General features: G+C 41.0%; 12 protein-coding genes and 1 pseudogene. 4 read left to right on the top strand and 9 right to left on the bottom strand.

Annotated features, from left to right (window positions below):
• Positions 1-20 precede the first annotated feature (20 nt).
• The 3 genes from pstC to pstB all read left to right on the top strand — a co-directional run bounded on the left by pstC (position 21) and on the right by pstB (position 2,869).
• Positions 21-1,019, top strand: coding sequence for a phosphate ABC transporter permease subunit PstC (gene pstC / locus C6N34_RS14125; protein ID WP_115538574.1), 999 nt, complete (start codon positions 21-23; stop codon positions 1,017-1,019).
• 97 nt (positions 1,020-1,116) lie between these two features.
• Positions 1,117-1,986: a phosphate ABC transporter permease PstA gene (gene pstA / locus C6N34_RS14120; protein WP_057177228.1), complete on the top strand. Its 870-nt coding sequence runs from the start codon at positions 1,117-1,119 to the stop codon at positions 1,984-1,986.
• A gap of 103 nt (positions 1,987-2,089) precedes the next feature.
• A complete protein-coding gene (pstB, locus tag C6N34_RS14115; RefSeq protein WP_057177229.1) occupies positions 2,090-2,869 on the top strand; it encodes a phosphate ABC transporter ATP-binding protein PstB in 780 nt (259 codons plus the stop codon).
• A 56-nt stretch (positions 2,870-2,925) separates the two neighbouring features.
• On the opposite strand, the gene C6N34_RS14110 is transcribed toward pstB, so the two are convergent.
• Complete coding sequence (locus tag C6N34_RS14110; RefSeq protein ID WP_115538573.1) at positions 2,926-3,981, bottom strand: S66 peptidase family protein; 1,056 nt, start codon at positions 3,979-3,981, stop codon at positions 2,926-2,928.
• Positions 3,982-4,299: 318 nt separating this feature from the next.
• On the opposite strand from C6N34_RS14110, the gene C6N34_RS14105 reads away from it, so the two are divergent.
• Positions 4,300-4,623, top strand: coding sequence for a hypothetical protein (locus C6N34_RS14105; protein WP_057177231.1), 324 nt, complete (start codon positions 4,300-4,302; stop codon positions 4,621-4,623).
• Here C6N34_RS14105 and menB read toward each other — a convergent pair.
• From menB to C6N34_RS14065, 8 genes and pseudogenes are all read right to left on the bottom strand, one after another.
• Positions 4,620-5,453 (bottom strand): 1,4-dihydroxy-2-naphthoyl-CoA synthase, encoded by an 834-nt coding sequence (gene menB, locus C6N34_RS14100; protein ID WP_006277396.1) that lies wholly within the window; start codon positions 5,451-5,453, stop codon positions 4,620-4,622. The genes C6N34_RS14105 and menB overlap by 4 nt on opposite strands.
• A gap of 102 nt (positions 5,454-5,555) precedes the next feature.
• Complete coding sequence (locus tag C6N34_RS14095) at positions 5,556-6,761, bottom strand: 4-hydroxy-3-methylbut-2-enyl diphosphate reductase (protein WP_115538572.1); 1,206 nt, start codon at positions 6,759-6,761, stop codon at positions 5,556-5,558.
• A 191-nt stretch (positions 6,762-6,952) separates the two neighbouring features.
• Positions 6,953-7,830: pseudogene (locus C6N34_RS14090) on the bottom strand (ammonium transporter); the annotation flags it as partial.
• A gap of 98 nt (positions 7,831-7,928) precedes the next feature.
• Positions 7,929-10,193 carry a CHASE2 domain-containing serine/threonine-protein kinase gene (locus C6N34_RS14085; RefSeq protein ID WP_115538571.1) on the bottom strand — a complete coding sequence of 755 codons (2,265 nt, stop codon included), beginning with the start codon at positions 10,191-10,193 and terminating at the stop codon, positions 7,929-7,931.
• 58 nt (positions 10,194-10,251) lie between these two features.
• Positions 10,252-10,539, bottom strand: a complete 288-nt coding sequence (locus C6N34_RS14080; RefSeq protein ID WP_006277392.1) for a hypothetical protein — start codon at positions 10,537-10,539, stop codon at positions 10,252-10,254.
• A gap of 125 nt (positions 10,540-10,664) precedes the next feature.
• Positions 10,665-12,218, bottom strand: a complete 1,554-nt coding sequence (locus C6N34_RS14075) for an ATP-binding protein (protein WP_236107155.1) — start codon at positions 12,216-12,218, stop codon at positions 10,665-10,667.
• Positions 12,219-12,254: 36 nt separating this feature from the next.
• Entirely contained in the window at positions 12,255-13,808 is a 1,554-nt protein-coding gene (locus tag C6N34_RS14070; RefSeq protein ID WP_236107153.1) for an ATP-binding protein, read from the bottom strand.
• A gap of 36 nt (positions 13,809-13,844) precedes the next feature.
• Entirely contained in the window at positions 13,845-15,398 is a 1,554-nt protein-coding gene (locus tag C6N34_RS14065) for an ATP-binding protein (protein ID WP_141303672.1), read from the bottom strand.
• Between the last annotated feature and the right edge of the window lie 6 nt (positions 15,399-15,404).

Below are 15,404 nucleotides of genomic sequence, written 5' to 3'. Positions count from 1 at the left end.
TTTTAATATGATTTCCCACCATGAATGAATCATTTCCACCAAGTGAAGACCACTCCCGCGCCTATGTGAGTGGTGATCAAAATTTAGACCTACAGGTAAGTGGTGGATTAAATTTCCGCCTTGATCAGGGATTCACATTTTTAGTTTATTTCTTTGCTGCGGTCACTGTGACAATATTAATTGTCATGACTTTAGTCATCTTCAAAGAAGCTCAACCCGCTGTTCTCCAATTTGGTTTAGGATTTCTCTGGGACCAAGATTGGGATACAGGTAATCAGTTATTTGGAGCGTTAACTTATATTTATGGAACTTTGGTCAGCAGTGCGATCGCTATTTTGTTAACTGTACCTGTGGGTATATCTGTGGCCTTGGTTACGAGTGAGGACTTTTTGCCCTTACCAGTTAGAAACACCATTGCTTTTGTGGTAGAACTAATTGCAGCTATTCCCAGTGTAATTATTGGTTTATGGGGAATATTTGTATTTATCCCTGTAATAGAGCCTTTACAAAAGGGGATTAGTAACTTTCTCCAATTTATACCTTTATTTAACACTCAGGATCCAGCAGGTAATAATATGTTGACCGCTGGAATTATCTTGTCTATTATGATTTTACCCACGATGGCTGCCATTTCTCGTGATGTGTTAATGGTAGTTCCTCGGGAATTAAGAACCGCATCCATGGCTTTAGGTGGAACACGCTGGGAAACCATATTTCGAGTGTTATTACCTGCGGGATTTTCAGGTATGGTAAGTGCGGCCATGTTGGCTTTAGGACGTGCTTTGGGTGAGACCATGGCAGTAACTATGGTAATTGGTAACTCAGCCCAAATTAGTCTTTCTTTGCTTGATCCAGCCTATACAATTCCCGCTGTTATAGCTAATGAATTTGCCGAAGCGGAGCCGGGATTACATATTGGTGCATTAAGTTATTTAGGACTAATTTTGTTTGTATTAACTCTAGCTGTGAATATTGCTGCTGTACTATTAGTTCAGTGGGTTGGCAAAAAGAACTCTTAGTGGTATGCCAATAGAAATTCTGATTTAGTTTGCGCCGAAAATTGCCCACATAAAATTACCCATCACAAATCACTCAGTTTACCTACCATTTACCCATATGAATTCCGGAACAGACGAATCTTTTGCTAGGGAATTATTAGATCCCCTACCACCCAATAGACTGTTATTTAGTTATTTGATGAATGGTTTATCCTTCATACTAAGTCTGCTGGCATTTTTACCATTAGGATCAATTATATGGGAAATTATATCCCGGGGGAGTTCTAGTTTAAAACTAGAAATGTTTTATCTCCCCCTAATTGATAATGGCTTTGCCAATGCTATTCTGGGTACTCTACTTATGGTTAGTATTGCTACTCTACTCAGCGTACCTGTGGGAGTCATAACCGGCATATTTTTGGCAGAATTTGCCAAGAACAGCCAAATCAATAAATTGGTGCGATTCCTCACTTCTATACTCACCGGTGTACCCTCCATTGTAGTGGGCATGTTTGCCTATGGTGTAGTTGTACTAACCACTAAAGAGTTTAGTGCTTTAGCGGGGGGATTTGCTCTTTCCGTAATCATGTTACCCGTCATTACCCTGACCACAGAGGAAGCACTCAAGCTAGTTCCAGTGCATCAGAGACTAGCTTCTGCAGCTTTAGGAGGAACAAAACTGCAAACCACATTTAGAATAGTAGTAAAATCAGCTATACCTGGGATTACCACTGGTGTATCCCTGGCGATCGCTCGTGCAGCTGGTGAAACTGCGCCATTGATTTTTACAGCGCTATTTAGTCAAAACTGGTCAGATGGTCTAATCAGTCCCACAGCGTCCTTACCAGTATTAATTTTTAATTTGTACAATAGTCCCGATCCTAAAGTTAATCAATTGGTTTGGACTACCTCTATAATACTACTGAGTTTAGTTTTATTTTTTAGTTTGCTCTCTCGTTTTTTAGGTCGCAAGAGTAAATTGCGTTAGTGAAGTTTGTGAGTGATTTGGAAAGGTCTGTGAGATATCTAATGATTGTAAGGCGTGTCATGGTTCGCGAAAACAAAGAATTCAGTATGGGAGATAATCTAAAATGACTAATCTGACTCCAGCTATCAAGATTAAAAACCTCAGTTTTTACTACGGTAACTACAAAGCTATCGAGAACATATCCTTAGATATTTACAAGAATCGAGTTACCGCACTAATAGGTCCTAGTGGTTGTGGCAAATCCACGTTTATCAAAGCCCTAAATCGCATTAGTGAATTAGAAGGTAAAGTCAAGGTGGATGGGAGCGTAGAATTTTTTGGGCAGAGTATTTACGATTCCCGGATTAACATTAATCGGTTAAGAAGGGAAATTGGCATGGTATTTCAGAAGCCAAACCCTTTTCCCATGAGCATTTACGAGAATGTTGCTTACGGGGTAAGAATTTCTGGTGGGGCTCCAAAATTTCAATTAGATGACATTGTGGAATCTGCTCTTAAAGGAGCTGCTTTGTGGAATGAGGTAAAAGATAAACTGAACTCATCTGCTTTAGGACTTTCTGGTGGACAGCAGCAAAGACTCTGTATTGCTCGTGCTTTAGCAGTAAAACCCAAAGTCTTATTAATGGATGAACCCTGTTCAGCATTAGATCCCATTGCTACCCTAAAAGTAGAGGAACTAATCCACAGTTTGCGATCAGAACTAACCATAGCTATTGTTACCCACAATATGCAACAGGCGACACGGGTTGCTGACTTTACAGCTTTCTTCAGTACAGATGAAAGTCGTATTGGACAAATGGTAGAATTTGGTGCTACAACCCAAATATTTGGTAGTCCCCTAGACGAGCGTACCCGCGATTATGTTGCGGGGCGATTTGGTTGATGCTTTGACCTGTTGGATGTATTGAACTACTCACAGGGAAACCAACTGTCGGTAGTTCAATTAACTGCGGAATCTAACATAACAATTGTGCCATCGGTAGCATCCATTTCCACCTCGATACCAATGGGCAAAGTGACAATATTTTCCAGATGTCCAATTTGCAATCCCATACAAGCGGGGACTGCCAAAGATTGAATGTGGTCGCGGACAACTTCTTCTAGGGTTAGGGAACCATATCCTCCATCTGGTGCACAATTAGTACACTGACCAAAAATAAACCCCCGTAAATTTTGTAAAATTCCTGCCAATTTCAGATGTGTTAACATTCTGTCTATACGGTAAATACTCTCTCCCACATCCTCCACAAATAAAATCGCCCCCGCAAAATTCGGCAAATAAGCGGATCCTACCATGGCTGAAATCACTGAAAGATTGCCTCCTATTAATCGCCCCCGTGCTTTTCCATGGGTAATGGTTTGAATGCGGTTTTTTACCCTCATCAACCTTCCCCTATCGTCTGGGTCTGCTTCATTGGCAAAATTAAGCTTTTCCCCGGCGAATAGAACCCGTCGAAACCAATTTACCTGTTCAGCACGCCAGGATGTTAAACCATTGGGACCATGGAAGGTGATTAAGCCAGTTTTAGCATAAATTGCTAAATTTAATGCCGTTAAGTCGCTAAAGCCCACTAACACTTTGGGATTTCTTCTAATTACTTGGTAGTCCAAATAGGGCAAAATCCTGGCACAACCCCAACCTCCACGGATTGGTAATAACATGGAGATTTTACCATCAGCAAAAAACTGATTGATATCAGCTGCTCTGTGTAGATCTGTTCCCCCCAAATAGCCATAGCGTGCTAAAAGATTAGGAGCAAGATAGGGAGTCATTCCCAATGCTTTAACAGCATCCTGGACTATTTCCACCTCCTCTGGTAAAAAGGTTGCACCAGCAGGACTAATTAGACCAACGCCATTACCAGTTTTTAGTCTTCGTGGTTTGATGGTACTATTAGTAGTGGTTCCCAGGGTAGGGAAGCTGTAACCCAGTGGCGAAAAGGATGCTAGACTGGCCAGCGAAACGGTGAGGAATTGACGACGGTTCAATTTCATTGTTGACACCTATATTAACTAAATGATCGCCCCAAAATGCCGAATATAAGGTATTAAGTTAACAACCTGACATAATCCAAAGTTTAATATTTGTCCTTGATCCCCAATGGCTTTCAGCTAAAACAAGTATGTGGTTACTTCACCAATCATATAGAAATATAACAAGAATATAAAAATATAATAAAAATTATTTTTCAGTAAAAATAGCTAAAACCCCCAACACATAATAACTCCTCGGCTTTTTGGTCTATTTCTCTTGGGATCACAATATTAAATACCACTGGAAATAGTTATCAACCACCGTCAAGAGTAACGATTATGAAACCAATCAACCCGTTAGCATCAGCTTGTAGGTACTGTCGCCATTATCAACCGGAAGGACGTAGAGGTGGTGTTTGTAGTCAGTTAAGCGCACCCGTACAAGGTTGTTGGAAGGCCTGCTCTTTAGCTGTTCCCGCTTTCGCACCTACATGGGAGTCTTTGGAGGAAAGTTGGAATTTACCACTGACTAAACCAATGTTACCAATTTTATCCGTTCCCGGTCATCTAGATACTAGGACTGAGAATCTCCCAGTTCCAGAAGTTCAAGAAATTACAAGCATTGAGGAAACTGCTTTTTCCACTCTCCCCGGTTCCCGCTAGGGTAACCAAGGGAAATCCCGAAAATTTGGGGGGCGTTTTTGCAAAAATGCCTGTTTACCCTCTGCTGCTTCTGTGGTCATATAATAAAGTAAAGTGGCGTTACCAGCAAGCTCTTGTATTCCAGCTTGTCCATCGCAGTCTGCGTTAAATGCCGCTTTTAGACAACGTATGGCAATAGGACTTTTGTCTAGAATTTCTTTAGCCCAGTTTATTCCCTCCATTTCTAGATCCTGAACCGGAACAATGGTATTAATTAAACCCATTTCTAAGGCTTGTTGTGCATTGTATTGACGACAGAGGAACCAAATTTCCCGAGCTTTTTTCTGTCCAACTATTCGCGCTAGGTAACTAGCACCAAAACCACCATCAAAGCTACCTACTTTCGGTCCTGTTTGCCCAAAAATCGCATTATCTGCTGCTATGGTTAGATCGCACACTAGATGCAGAACATGACCTCCACCAATAGCATATCCCGCTACTAAAGCAATCACTACTTTAGGTAGAGAACGAATCAGACGTTGTAGATCTAACACGTTTAGGCGCGGAATTCCAGTGTGGTCAACATAACCGCCTTCTCCCCTCACGCTTTGGTCTCCCCCGGAACAAAAAGCATATTTACCATCGGTATGAGGTCCTGCACCTGTTAGTAGCACTACGCCAATATTTATATCCTCACGAGCATCACAAAAAGCTTCATATATTTCAAATATTGTTTCTGGACGAAATGCATTGCGCTTATGGGGGCGATTGATGGTTATCTTAGCAATACCATCTATTTTTTCATAGAGTATGTCGTCGTAATGTTTAACGGTTTTCCAGTCGGGTTTCATATAACTCATCATATTAGGGTGAAAACATTAGTTGACTTTTATTCTGTAACAAAACAGACGGATTTGTATCCGTCTGCAAACAAAAATTAAAAAACATTTAAATCAGTTGATGTTGAACGCCTTTAGGGTAAAAATTTTCTCGATAATGTCTTCTACGACCTTATCAGGTGTGGAAGCACCAGAAGTCACGCCAACAATTGTTTCCCCTATAGGTAGCCAGTTTTTTGTGGTTGCTATTTCTCCGTTTAATTGCCGATGTTCAATTGCATTACTAGGTTTAATTCTCTCCACACTGTCAATGTGATAGGAAGGAATATTTCTGTTAATAGCTATTTGTTGTAATTGGGTAGTATTTGATGAATTAAACCCGCCAATTACTATTATCAGGTCTAATTCATGTTCAACTAGTTCTAACATGGCATCTTGTCTTTCTTGGGTAGCATCACAGATGGTGTTAAAACTTTGAAAATGATCGTTCAGTGCTAAGGTGCCATATTTTTGCATCATGGTCTTTTCAAATATTTTGCCAATTTGCTCTGTTTCTCCTTTGAGCATGGTTGTTTGGTTGGCAATCCCTACTTTCTCTAAGTCTTTATCTGGGTCAAAACCCGCTGAATAGGCTTTGGCAAACCTGGTTAAAAATTCCTCCCGGTTACCACCATGGAGGATATAGTTGCTTACATACTCGGCTTCTTGTAAATTTAATACAATTAGGTATTTGCCAGCGAAGGAACTAGTCGCTACTGTTTCCTCGTGCTTGTACTTGCCATGAATGATTGAGGTAAATTCACCTTTTTTGTGCTTTTCCACTGTGTTCCACACTTTAGAAACCCATGGACAAGTTGTATCCACAATTTGACAACCTTTGTCATGTAAGATTTGCATTTCTTGTACACTAGCACCGAAGGCGGGTAAAATAACTACATCCCCTTGTTCAACTACTGAAAAATCTTTTTTATTAGTAGTTACGGGGATAAATCCCACTCCCATTTCTTGCATACGTTGATTAACCGAGGGATTGTGAATTATTTCATTGGTGATCCAAATCCTTTCTGTGGGAAAGTGTTGACGAGTTTCGTATGCCATCGCTACTGCGCGCTCCACACCCCAACAAAATCCAAAGGCTTGAGCTAGTCGGATAGTAGTATTGCCTTTTTTAATCGTGTAGTTACTATTGCGTATTTCTTGAATTAGACTACTTTCATACTCAGATTGTAACTGTGTAGACACTTCTTCTTTGTGCCCAAACCCTTTGCGATTGTAGTTTTCTGAGTGTTGTAGTGTACGTTTAAAAGTTTTGGTATCCATTTTTTACTGTCTACTAAAATTAATACTTCTTATTTTCTTATAATTTCCGCTGATTTTTGAGTCCTGAATAGTTATATTATTTGATTATTTGGCAATTGTAAATATATAGCTTTAGCCAAAACTTTTAAAAAAGAGTTACATGGATGAAAGGGTTAGGTGGGTGGGATTCCCTTTTCCCTCCTACCCTGTGGTTAAATGTTAATGCGATCGCCGAACTCAGAGTTATAACCTTCTTCTCCGTGTTCGTGAACATCCAGTCCCTGGTTTTCTGCTTCCTCTTGCACCCGAAGTCCTACAGTAGCTGAAATGAATTTTAAAATCAGCCATGTTCCTACAGCTGCTATAACATAAGCTATATTAACGCACCTGCAGCAGCAGATGTATTAGTTGCAACAAATGCAACTGTAGCAATAGTGCCGGCGGATAGGGCACTACCAGCATTAAAACCAAACCAGCCTGCACCCAACAAAATAAAGGGGACATTATGAGGTGGTGCGAGACGATCGGGATGGTTTTTTCGGGGGCCAAGTACAATCGCTGCTACGAGAGCAGATACCCCAGAACTAATATGTACTACAGTACCACCAGCAAAATCTAATGCACCTAAACCACCATATAAACCTAAAAATCCACCTTTGTCCCATACCGCATGAGCTAGAGGTGTGTAAATAAAGGTCGACCACAGCAGCACAAATAGCACAAATAGACAGTAGGCCCGAAAACTCATCCTTTCGGCGATCGCCCCAGAAATTAAGGCTGGAGTAATAATTGCAAACATGGCCTGATAGATCATGTATGCTTGATGGGGTATTGTTGATGCGTAGCAAACTACTTCCTGTGGTGCTGAACCTGCTAGATATCCTGTTGTTTCCAAACCTACACCATTTAGACCAAACCACTGTAAACCCCCAATAAAAGGTAACCCAGGAGCAAAGGATAAACTATAGCCCCACAGTACCCAGGTTACCCCCACAATTGCCATCAACACAAAACTCATCATTAAGGTGTTGAGGATATTACGCGATCGCACGAATCCACCATAAAAGAAAGCCAACCCCGGTGTCATCAATCTCATGCGGTTTTCGGAATATTTTCTTTCACAAATCTACCAGTTTATAGGTTATGATTGCTAGGGAATTTGGATGATTCTTGTTGTAACCAAATGAATTAAAACAAGTTGCGACTTAAATCCTCAATCACCGATGTGGTGGAAAAATAGCGATCGCCAAAATTATAACAGACCATTTTGTCTAAAATATCTGCCAGGTGGTCACTAACATTAACCAAGTCCCGCCAAACCACATTGCCAGTTTGGGGATCTAATGGCAATTCTTGGGGAAAATTTCCAGTAATAGCTTGAATCCCAATCATACCCAAAGCATAAATATCACTAGATAAACGGGGATGACCAGCCAATTGCTCAGGTGGTGAATACCCCCTTGTACCTATGGAAACCGTAGCTGACTCAGTGCCAGGATTAATTTGAGGTTGAATTAATTTCACTGCGCCAAAATCTATTAAACACAGACGATTATCTTGATGGCGTCGCATAATATTGCTAGGTTTAATATCCCGGTGAATTACATGGTGTTGATGTATAAAAGATAAAATCTCTAAGATTTCTAGTAACATAGCAATAACAAAACTCTGGCTTTTAGCACCCGTTACTGGAGGTAACTCTTGACTTAAAGTATGACCTACTATATACTCTTGAACTAGATAAAACTCCTGTCTATCCTCAAAATAACCCAACAGTTGGGGAATTTGCGGGTGTTGACCTACAATGGCTAAAATTTCCGCTTCAGTGTTAAATAGTCTACGAGCAACCTGCAAAAACTTGTCATCTCTCCGGGCTGGCATTAATTGCTTAATCACACAGGTATGATGCTGATCCTTGTTTTGGTTTTGAGTATCTTCTACTAAATAAGTCCTGCCAAAACCTCCTGAAGCCAGATTTCTCATGATCTGATAGCGTCCAGCTAAAAGTAAATCCGTATCTCCAGATGTAACCGCATCAACAAAATCAAACTGGTCAACGTGGGTGGGAAGTTGGGTTTTTTGCTCCCATAGCAAACTCATTTCCTCAATTGCTTGCTGTTGTTTTTGCACCTGGTCCAGAATTATCTGGTTCTGTTTTTGTACTTGATAATTAGTATAACTAATTACAACAATACTACTAATGATCAAACATAGGACTGGTCGAATAAAGGGTATCCATATAGCTTGCCAAGACAAAATAGTTACAATAGCTAAACTGAACCCAATGACCATAATTAGTGCTATTGTTATGGGGATAGGATGATGCCATTTTCTGGTCAAAATTGCACCAATAACTGCATAACTCCAAATCCATAACCATTCTAACCAGTCTGACCAATAATTAATTACAGCTCTACCATCCAGTGCTGTACTAATGATTTGACTGGCCACCTGGGCATGGATCATCATACGGGACAGTCTGGGGCTTTGATCAGATAAACTGCTATAGGGTGTATAGTATCCCGGATGTACGCTACTAGCAGTAGCACCTATAATTACTAGGCGATCTTTTATCCAACTTGGTTTAATTTTACCTTTCAGTACTTGTGTGAGTGTAACCTGTTGGGCTAGATCCTGGGGATGACGATAGTTTAATAAAATTTGATAGCCATTTGTATCTACATGTTGATAACCTCCCGCATTTTTATCTAAGCGGTGAAATACGGCTTTACCTATTTGCAATTCTTGATTTTGACCGAAGGTGTATCCTATACCCTGCCGATCTAAATATGTAATAGCTAATAAGGTGCCAAAGGAAAATTCCGTTTGGCATTTTTCGTCTTTCTCCGTGGGTTCAGCAAATAATAAACCCCGACGAATCACCTGATCCACTTGATTATCACTAACCACATCATCAAACCCGATATTATCTATGGGAATGTTACCAGGAGGAGGAACTTCTGACCTCCCAATATTACTTAATAGACAAGTTGCAATTACCTGACCTGATCCTGCTACATTGTTACCTAAATCTTTATATTTTTGTTGAGGACGATAAATATTTAACCCTACTACTCTTGGTTGATAAGATGCCAATTTTTTCATTAGTTGATTTACAGTTTGATCTGATAGAGGCCATTTTTCCCTTTTTATATCTTCCTCTGTAATTGTCACTAATAAAAGTCTTCGATCTATGGGTTCTCGATGGCGGAGTCGCAACATTCGGTCATAAATACCTAACTCCATACTTTGCAACCATTTCATCTCGCTCACCCCCCATATCACACCTGTTACTCCCATACTGGTGGCGAGAATAACCGACCAAAAATTATGCAAGTCCCTTTTTGACCTAGCAATTAAGTTTTTCTTAATATGTCTATTCGTGTTCTTACTAGTACAGACTTTATTGGCAACAGAGGCAATACGCATTTTCCTGATCAGTTGGTCAATCATATTCAACAGGTGGTCTAAACTGTTTGCTCACCAAAGAAGTTTTTGCAATTAGTGCTGATTAGTTATTGTTAATATTTTCTTGATCTAAAAGATTGTAGTTAATTGCAGCTGGAGATACGGTTATCTCCGGTGTAGTATTGTCTATTCTCGATGTTCTTGACCAAAATTCCCCATTATAGTTATAAGGAGCTAGTATCCTATCATAGTTAGAAGCGACGGCTAAAATTGACCCTGCCAAAATGTGTATAGGTAAGGGTAGAGATAACTCTCCCAACCAGTCAAAAGCCCAGCTGAATACCTCCGCTATGGCAAATAATAATAAGAAGCATATCAACCAAACTGTCATTTTTTCTTCACTCTACTATACTGATTCAGTGTGGATGGTATTTTATCACGCCAACTGTTGAGTTGTCAACGCTATACCTACTCACAAAAAGCAAACTAACAAGCCCTAAGTTTACCTAACCAGACTTATTGCCAGTCCGCTTGTATAAGGTTCCGTTGGCTGCGACTAAATATCAAACCAATCTCATGGACAGATTTTCCCGGTTCCCCACGGTATTTTTCAGCATAGTTTCGCTGGAGGATTTGGTCAAGTGCTGGATTTCCCTGGACTTGATTCCCCTCTACCACCTTGATTTCCATCACATAGATATGGGCTCCAAGCATGGTGGTTATATCCGCTTGACCATAGTTGCTAATGTCCTCCGGGATAACTCTAGCATCTAAGGAACTCAAGAAGGCGTAAATCACAGAGGCATAATATCCTTCAAAATCCGCTAGGTCATTATTAGTGAAATTCCGCCAGGGAATACCCGCAAACAATCTCTTAATTGCCATAATCATTGATTCCACATCCCCTCTATTCATAAACTCGTATAGAGAGTCTTGAATCCCACTCTTTTCGTTCACATTTTCCGTATAGGCGTTAATAAACTGGTCATTCAATGCCAGACGAACTTCCAAGTTGGGAATTTTCAGTGCAAACATGTAGCGTTGGCGACGGGTAAAGGTTCGTTCAATAGTCAAATACCCTGATTGAAACAACAAGGTAACTGGATTAATCTTTTCTACTTCAAAGGATTCCAATATCTCCTCTGTAACCTCCAAATGTTCCAGGTTGGGAAGGAAATAGCGATTGGTTTGAAACAACTTGACTAGGAATGTGGGACTACCCGTCTCAAACCAGTAGTTGCGAAATCTCATACCTTCACTAATGAAGAGGAGGATATCGTAGGGGTTATAAACAGTCTCTGAACCTGTCCAATTATAACCATTGTACCAATGGCGCAGTGCATCCCAATCTACTCCCTCAAGGTGGTCACCGAAGGACTCTCGCAGGTCGGTTTCAGTATAACCACAGATGGATGAGTAAGCTTCGCTAATAGTGATGTCCTTGAGTTGATTAATCCCACTAAATAGGCTGACCTTAGAAAACTTAGTGACTCCAGTCATAAACACGAACTGGAGGTTGGCATCTTGACTCTTCAACACTGAGTAAAGGTTTTTCAGTCCCTCTCGCATTTCAGCGGCGATATTTGGATTGTCTATATTATCGAGAATCGGTTTGTCGTATTCATCTACCAGCACCACTATCCTTTCACCAAACTGCTCCCTTGCACCAGCGATGATTTCTCCAAAAATCCCGCTGATACTCTTCTTTTTCGAGCCAACCCCCAGGCGATCGCCATTATTCCAAAGGAGATCCCGAATCTTTTCATCCAACTCTTCCCGGTTTCTGATCACACCACCAGCAAAATCAATCTTAATTACGGGAAACTTACGACTCCATTCCCATTTGTCATGAATATAGAGCCCCTCAAACAATTTTTCATTCCCCTCGAATATCTCTTTCAGGGTATCCACAAATAGACTTTTACCAAAGCGTCTTGGTCGCGACAAAAAGAATCTTCCTGCAATCCTGATAAGATGGTAAGCCAACTTTGTTTTATCTACATAGACACAATTGTTTTCACGCAACACGCTCAGGGTATTGATCCCCAAGGGCAAATTTTGTAAATTCATAACACCCCATTATTGCAATTATTGCAAAGTCAAGATTCAGTGCCAGTCCGCTTGTATAAGGTTCCGTTGGCTGCGACTAAATATCAAACCAATTTCATGGACAGATTTTCTCGGTTCCCCACGGTACTTTTCAGCATAGTTTCGCTGGAGGATTTGGTCAAGTGCTGCATTATCCCGGACTTGATTCCCCTCTACCACCTTGATTTCCATCACATAAATGTGTCCCCCCACCATAACAGTTAAGTCCGACTGACCATGATTAGTGATATCTTCTGGGATAACTCGAGCATCCAAGGAACTGAGGAAGGCGTAAATCACAGAAGCATAATATCCTTCAAAATCCGCTAGGTCGTTATTAGTGAAATTCCGCCAAGGAATGGAGGCAAATAATCGCTTGATGGTGCTGACTAAGCCTTCTACATCTCCAGAACTCAGTTGGGTATGTATCAGTCTTTGTACACCTAACTTTTCGTTTACTAATTTGGTATAGGCGTTGATAAACTGGTTGTTGAGAGCAATCTTCACCTCCATATTGGGTATACCCAAACAAAACACTATTTGGTTGATATCTGTAAATATGTCCTTAATGGTCAGATAACCAGACTGAAACAGGAGGGTCACTGGGTTAATCTGCTCCACATCAAAGGAATCAAGTATTTCCTCCGTTACCTGGATTCCCTCCAAATTAGGTAGGAAATACCGCTCCTTCTGGAACAGTTTGAGTAGAAAGCTGGGACTACCCGTTTCAAACCAGTAGTTACGAAATCTCATGCCTTCGTTAATGAAGAGGAGGATATCGTAGGGGTTATAAACAGTCTCTGAGCCTGTCCAATTATAACCATTGTACCAATGGCGCAGTGCATCCCAATCTACTCCCTCAAGGTGGTCACCGAAGGACTCTCGCAGGTCGGTTTCAGTATAACCACAGATGGATGAGTAAGCTTCGCTAATAGTGATGTCCGTTAGTTGATTAATCCCACTAAATAGGCTGACCTTAGAAAACTTAGTGACTCCAGTCATAAACACGAACTGGAGGTTGGCATCTTGACTCTTCAACACTGAGTAAAGGTTTTTCAGTCCCTCTCGCATTTCAGCGGCGATATTTGGATTGTCTATATTATCGAGAATCGGTTTGTCGTATTCATCTACCAGCACCACTATCCTTTCACCAAACTGCTCCCTTGCACCAGCGATGATTTCTCCAAAAATCCCGCTGATACTCTTCTTTTTCGAGCCAACCCCCAGGCGATCGCCATTATTCCAAAGGAGATCCCGAATCTTTTCATCCAACTCTTCCCGGTTTCTGATCACACCACCAGCAAAATCAATCTTAATTACGGGAAACTTACGACTCCATTCCCATTTGTCATGAATATAGAGCCCCTCAAACAATTTTTCATTCCCCTCGAATATCTCTTTCAGGGTATCCACAAATAGACTTTTACCAAAGCGTCTTGGTCGCGACAAAAAGAATCTTCCTGCAATCCTGATAAGATGGTAAGCCAACTTTGTTTTATCTACATAGACACAATTGTTTTCACGCAACACGCTCAGGGTATTGATCCCCAAGGGCAAATTTTGTAAATTCATAACACCCCATTATTGCAATTATTGCAAAGTCAAGATTCAGTGCCAGTCCGCTTGTATAAGGTTCCGTTGGCTGCGACTAAATATCAAACCAATTTCATGGACAGATTTTCTCGGTTCCCCACGGTACTTTTCAGCATAGTTTCGCTGGAGGATTTGGTCAAGTGCTGCATTATCCCGGACTTGATTCCCCTCTACCACCTTGATTTCCATCACATAAATGTGTCCCCCCACCATAACAGTTAAGTCCGACTGACCATGATTAGTGATATCTTCTGGGATAACTCGAGCATCCAAGGAACTGAGGAAGGCGTAAATCACAGAAGCATAATATCCTTCAAAATCCGCTAGGTCGTTATTAGTGAAATTCCGCCAAGGAATGGAGGCAAATAATCGCTTGATGGTGCTGACTAAGCCTTCTACATCTCCAGAACTCAGTTGGGTATGTATCAGTCTTTGTACACCTAACTTTTCGTTTACTAATTTGGTATAGGCGTTGATAAACTGGTTGTTGAGAGCAATCTTCACCTCCATATTGGGTATACCCAAACAAAACACTATTTGGTTGATATCTGTAAATATGTCCTTAATGGTCAGATAACCAGACTGAAACAGGAGGGTCACTGGGTTAATCTGCTCCACATCAAAGGAATCAAGTATTTCCTCCGTTACCTGGATTCCCTCCAAATTAGGTAGGAAATACCGCTCCTTCTGGAACAGTTTGAGTAGAAAGCTGGGACTACCCGTTTCAAACCAGTAGTTACGAAATCTCATGCCTTCGTTAATGAAGAGGAGGATATCGTAGGGGTTATAAACAGTCTCTGAGCCTGTCCAATTATAACCATTGTACCAATGGCGCAGTGCATCCCAATCTACTCCCTCAAGGTGGTCACCGAAGGACTCTCGCAGGTCGGTTTCAGTATAACCACAGATGGATGAGTAAGCTTCGCTAATAGTGATGTCCGTTAGTTGATTAATCCCACTAAATAGGCTGACCTTAGAAAACTTAGTGACTCCAGTCATAAACACGAACTGGAGGTTGGCATCTTGACTCTTCAACACTGAGTAAAAGTTTTTCAGTCCCTCTCGCATTTCAGCGGCGATATTTGGGTTATCTATATTATCGAGAATCGGTTTGTCGTATTCATCTACCAGCACCACTACCCTTTCACCAAACTGCTCCCTTGCACCAGCGATGATTTCTCCAAAACGTCCTTGAATATCGTCCAGTTCGCAGTTAATCCTCAAGGACTTTGTGGTTTTCAACAGCATACCATTAATTTTTTTGTCCAGCTCCTCCCGGTTTCTGAGAACACCACCAGCAAAATCAATCTTAATGACTGGGAATTTACAACTCCAGTCCCATTTGTCATGAATATAGAGTCCCTCAAACAATTTTTCATTCCCCTCGAATATCTCCTTCAGGGTATCCACAAATAGACTTTTGCCAAAGCGTCTTGGTCGTGACAAAAAGAATCTTCCTGCAATCCTGATAAGATGGTAAGCCAACTTTGTTTTATCTACATAGACACAATTGTTTTCACGCAACACACTCAGGGTATTGATCCCCAAGGGCAAATTTTGTAAATTCATAACACC

Source organism: Cylindrospermopsis raciborskii Cr2010 (assembly GCF_003367075.2).
GTDB lineage: Bacteria > Cyanobacteriota > Cyanobacteriia > Cyanobacteriales > Nostocaceae > Raphidiopsis > Raphidiopsis raciborskii.
Note: the sequence above shows the minus strand (reverse complement) of the source record. Positions and strands in the feature narration are given on the sequence as shown.

Coding starts and splice junctions, on each gene's coding strand:
- pstC (WP_115538574.1), top strand. CDS start 21: ATGAATGAATCATTTCCACCAAGTGAAGACCACTCCCGCGCCTATGTG.
- C6N34_RS14110 (WP_115538573.1), bottom strand. CDS start 3,981: ATGAAATTGAACCGTCGTCAATTCCTCACCGTTTCGCTGGCCAGTCTA.
- pstB (WP_057177229.1), top strand. CDS start 2,090: ATGACTAATCTGACTCCAGCTATCAAGATTAAAAACCTCAGTTTTTAC.
- pstA (WP_057177228.1), top strand. CDS start 1,117: ATGAATTCCGGAACAGACGAATCTTTTGCTAGGGAATTATTAGATCCC.
- C6N34_RS14070 (WP_236107153.1), bottom strand. CDS start 13,808: ATGAATTTACAAAATTTGCCCTTGGGGATCAATACCCTGAGCGTGTTG.
- C6N34_RS14105 (WP_057177231.1), top strand. CDS start 4,300: ATGAAACCAATCAACCCGTTAGCATCAGCTTGTAGGTACTGTCGCCAT.
- C6N34_RS14065 (WP_141303672.1), bottom strand. CDS start 15,398: ATGAATTTACAAAATTTGCCCTTGGGGATCAATACCCTGAGTGTGTTG.
- menB (WP_006277396.1), bottom strand. CDS start 5,453: ATGAAACCCGACTGGAAAACCGTTAAACATTACGACGACATACTCTAT.
- C6N34_RS14075 (WP_236107155.1), bottom strand. CDS start 12,218: ATGAATTTACAAAATTTGCCCTTGGGGATCAATACCCTGAGCGTGTTG.
- C6N34_RS14080 (WP_006277392.1), bottom strand. CDS start 10,539: ATGACAGTTTGGTTGATATGCTTCTTATTATTATTTGCCATAGCGGAG.
- C6N34_RS14095 (WP_115538572.1), bottom strand. CDS start 6,761: ATGGATACCAAAACTTTTAAACGTACACTACAACACTCAGAAAACTAC.
- C6N34_RS14085 (WP_115538571.1), bottom strand. CDS start 10,193: ATGATTGACCAACTGATCAGGAAAATGCGTATTGCCTCTGTTGCCAAT.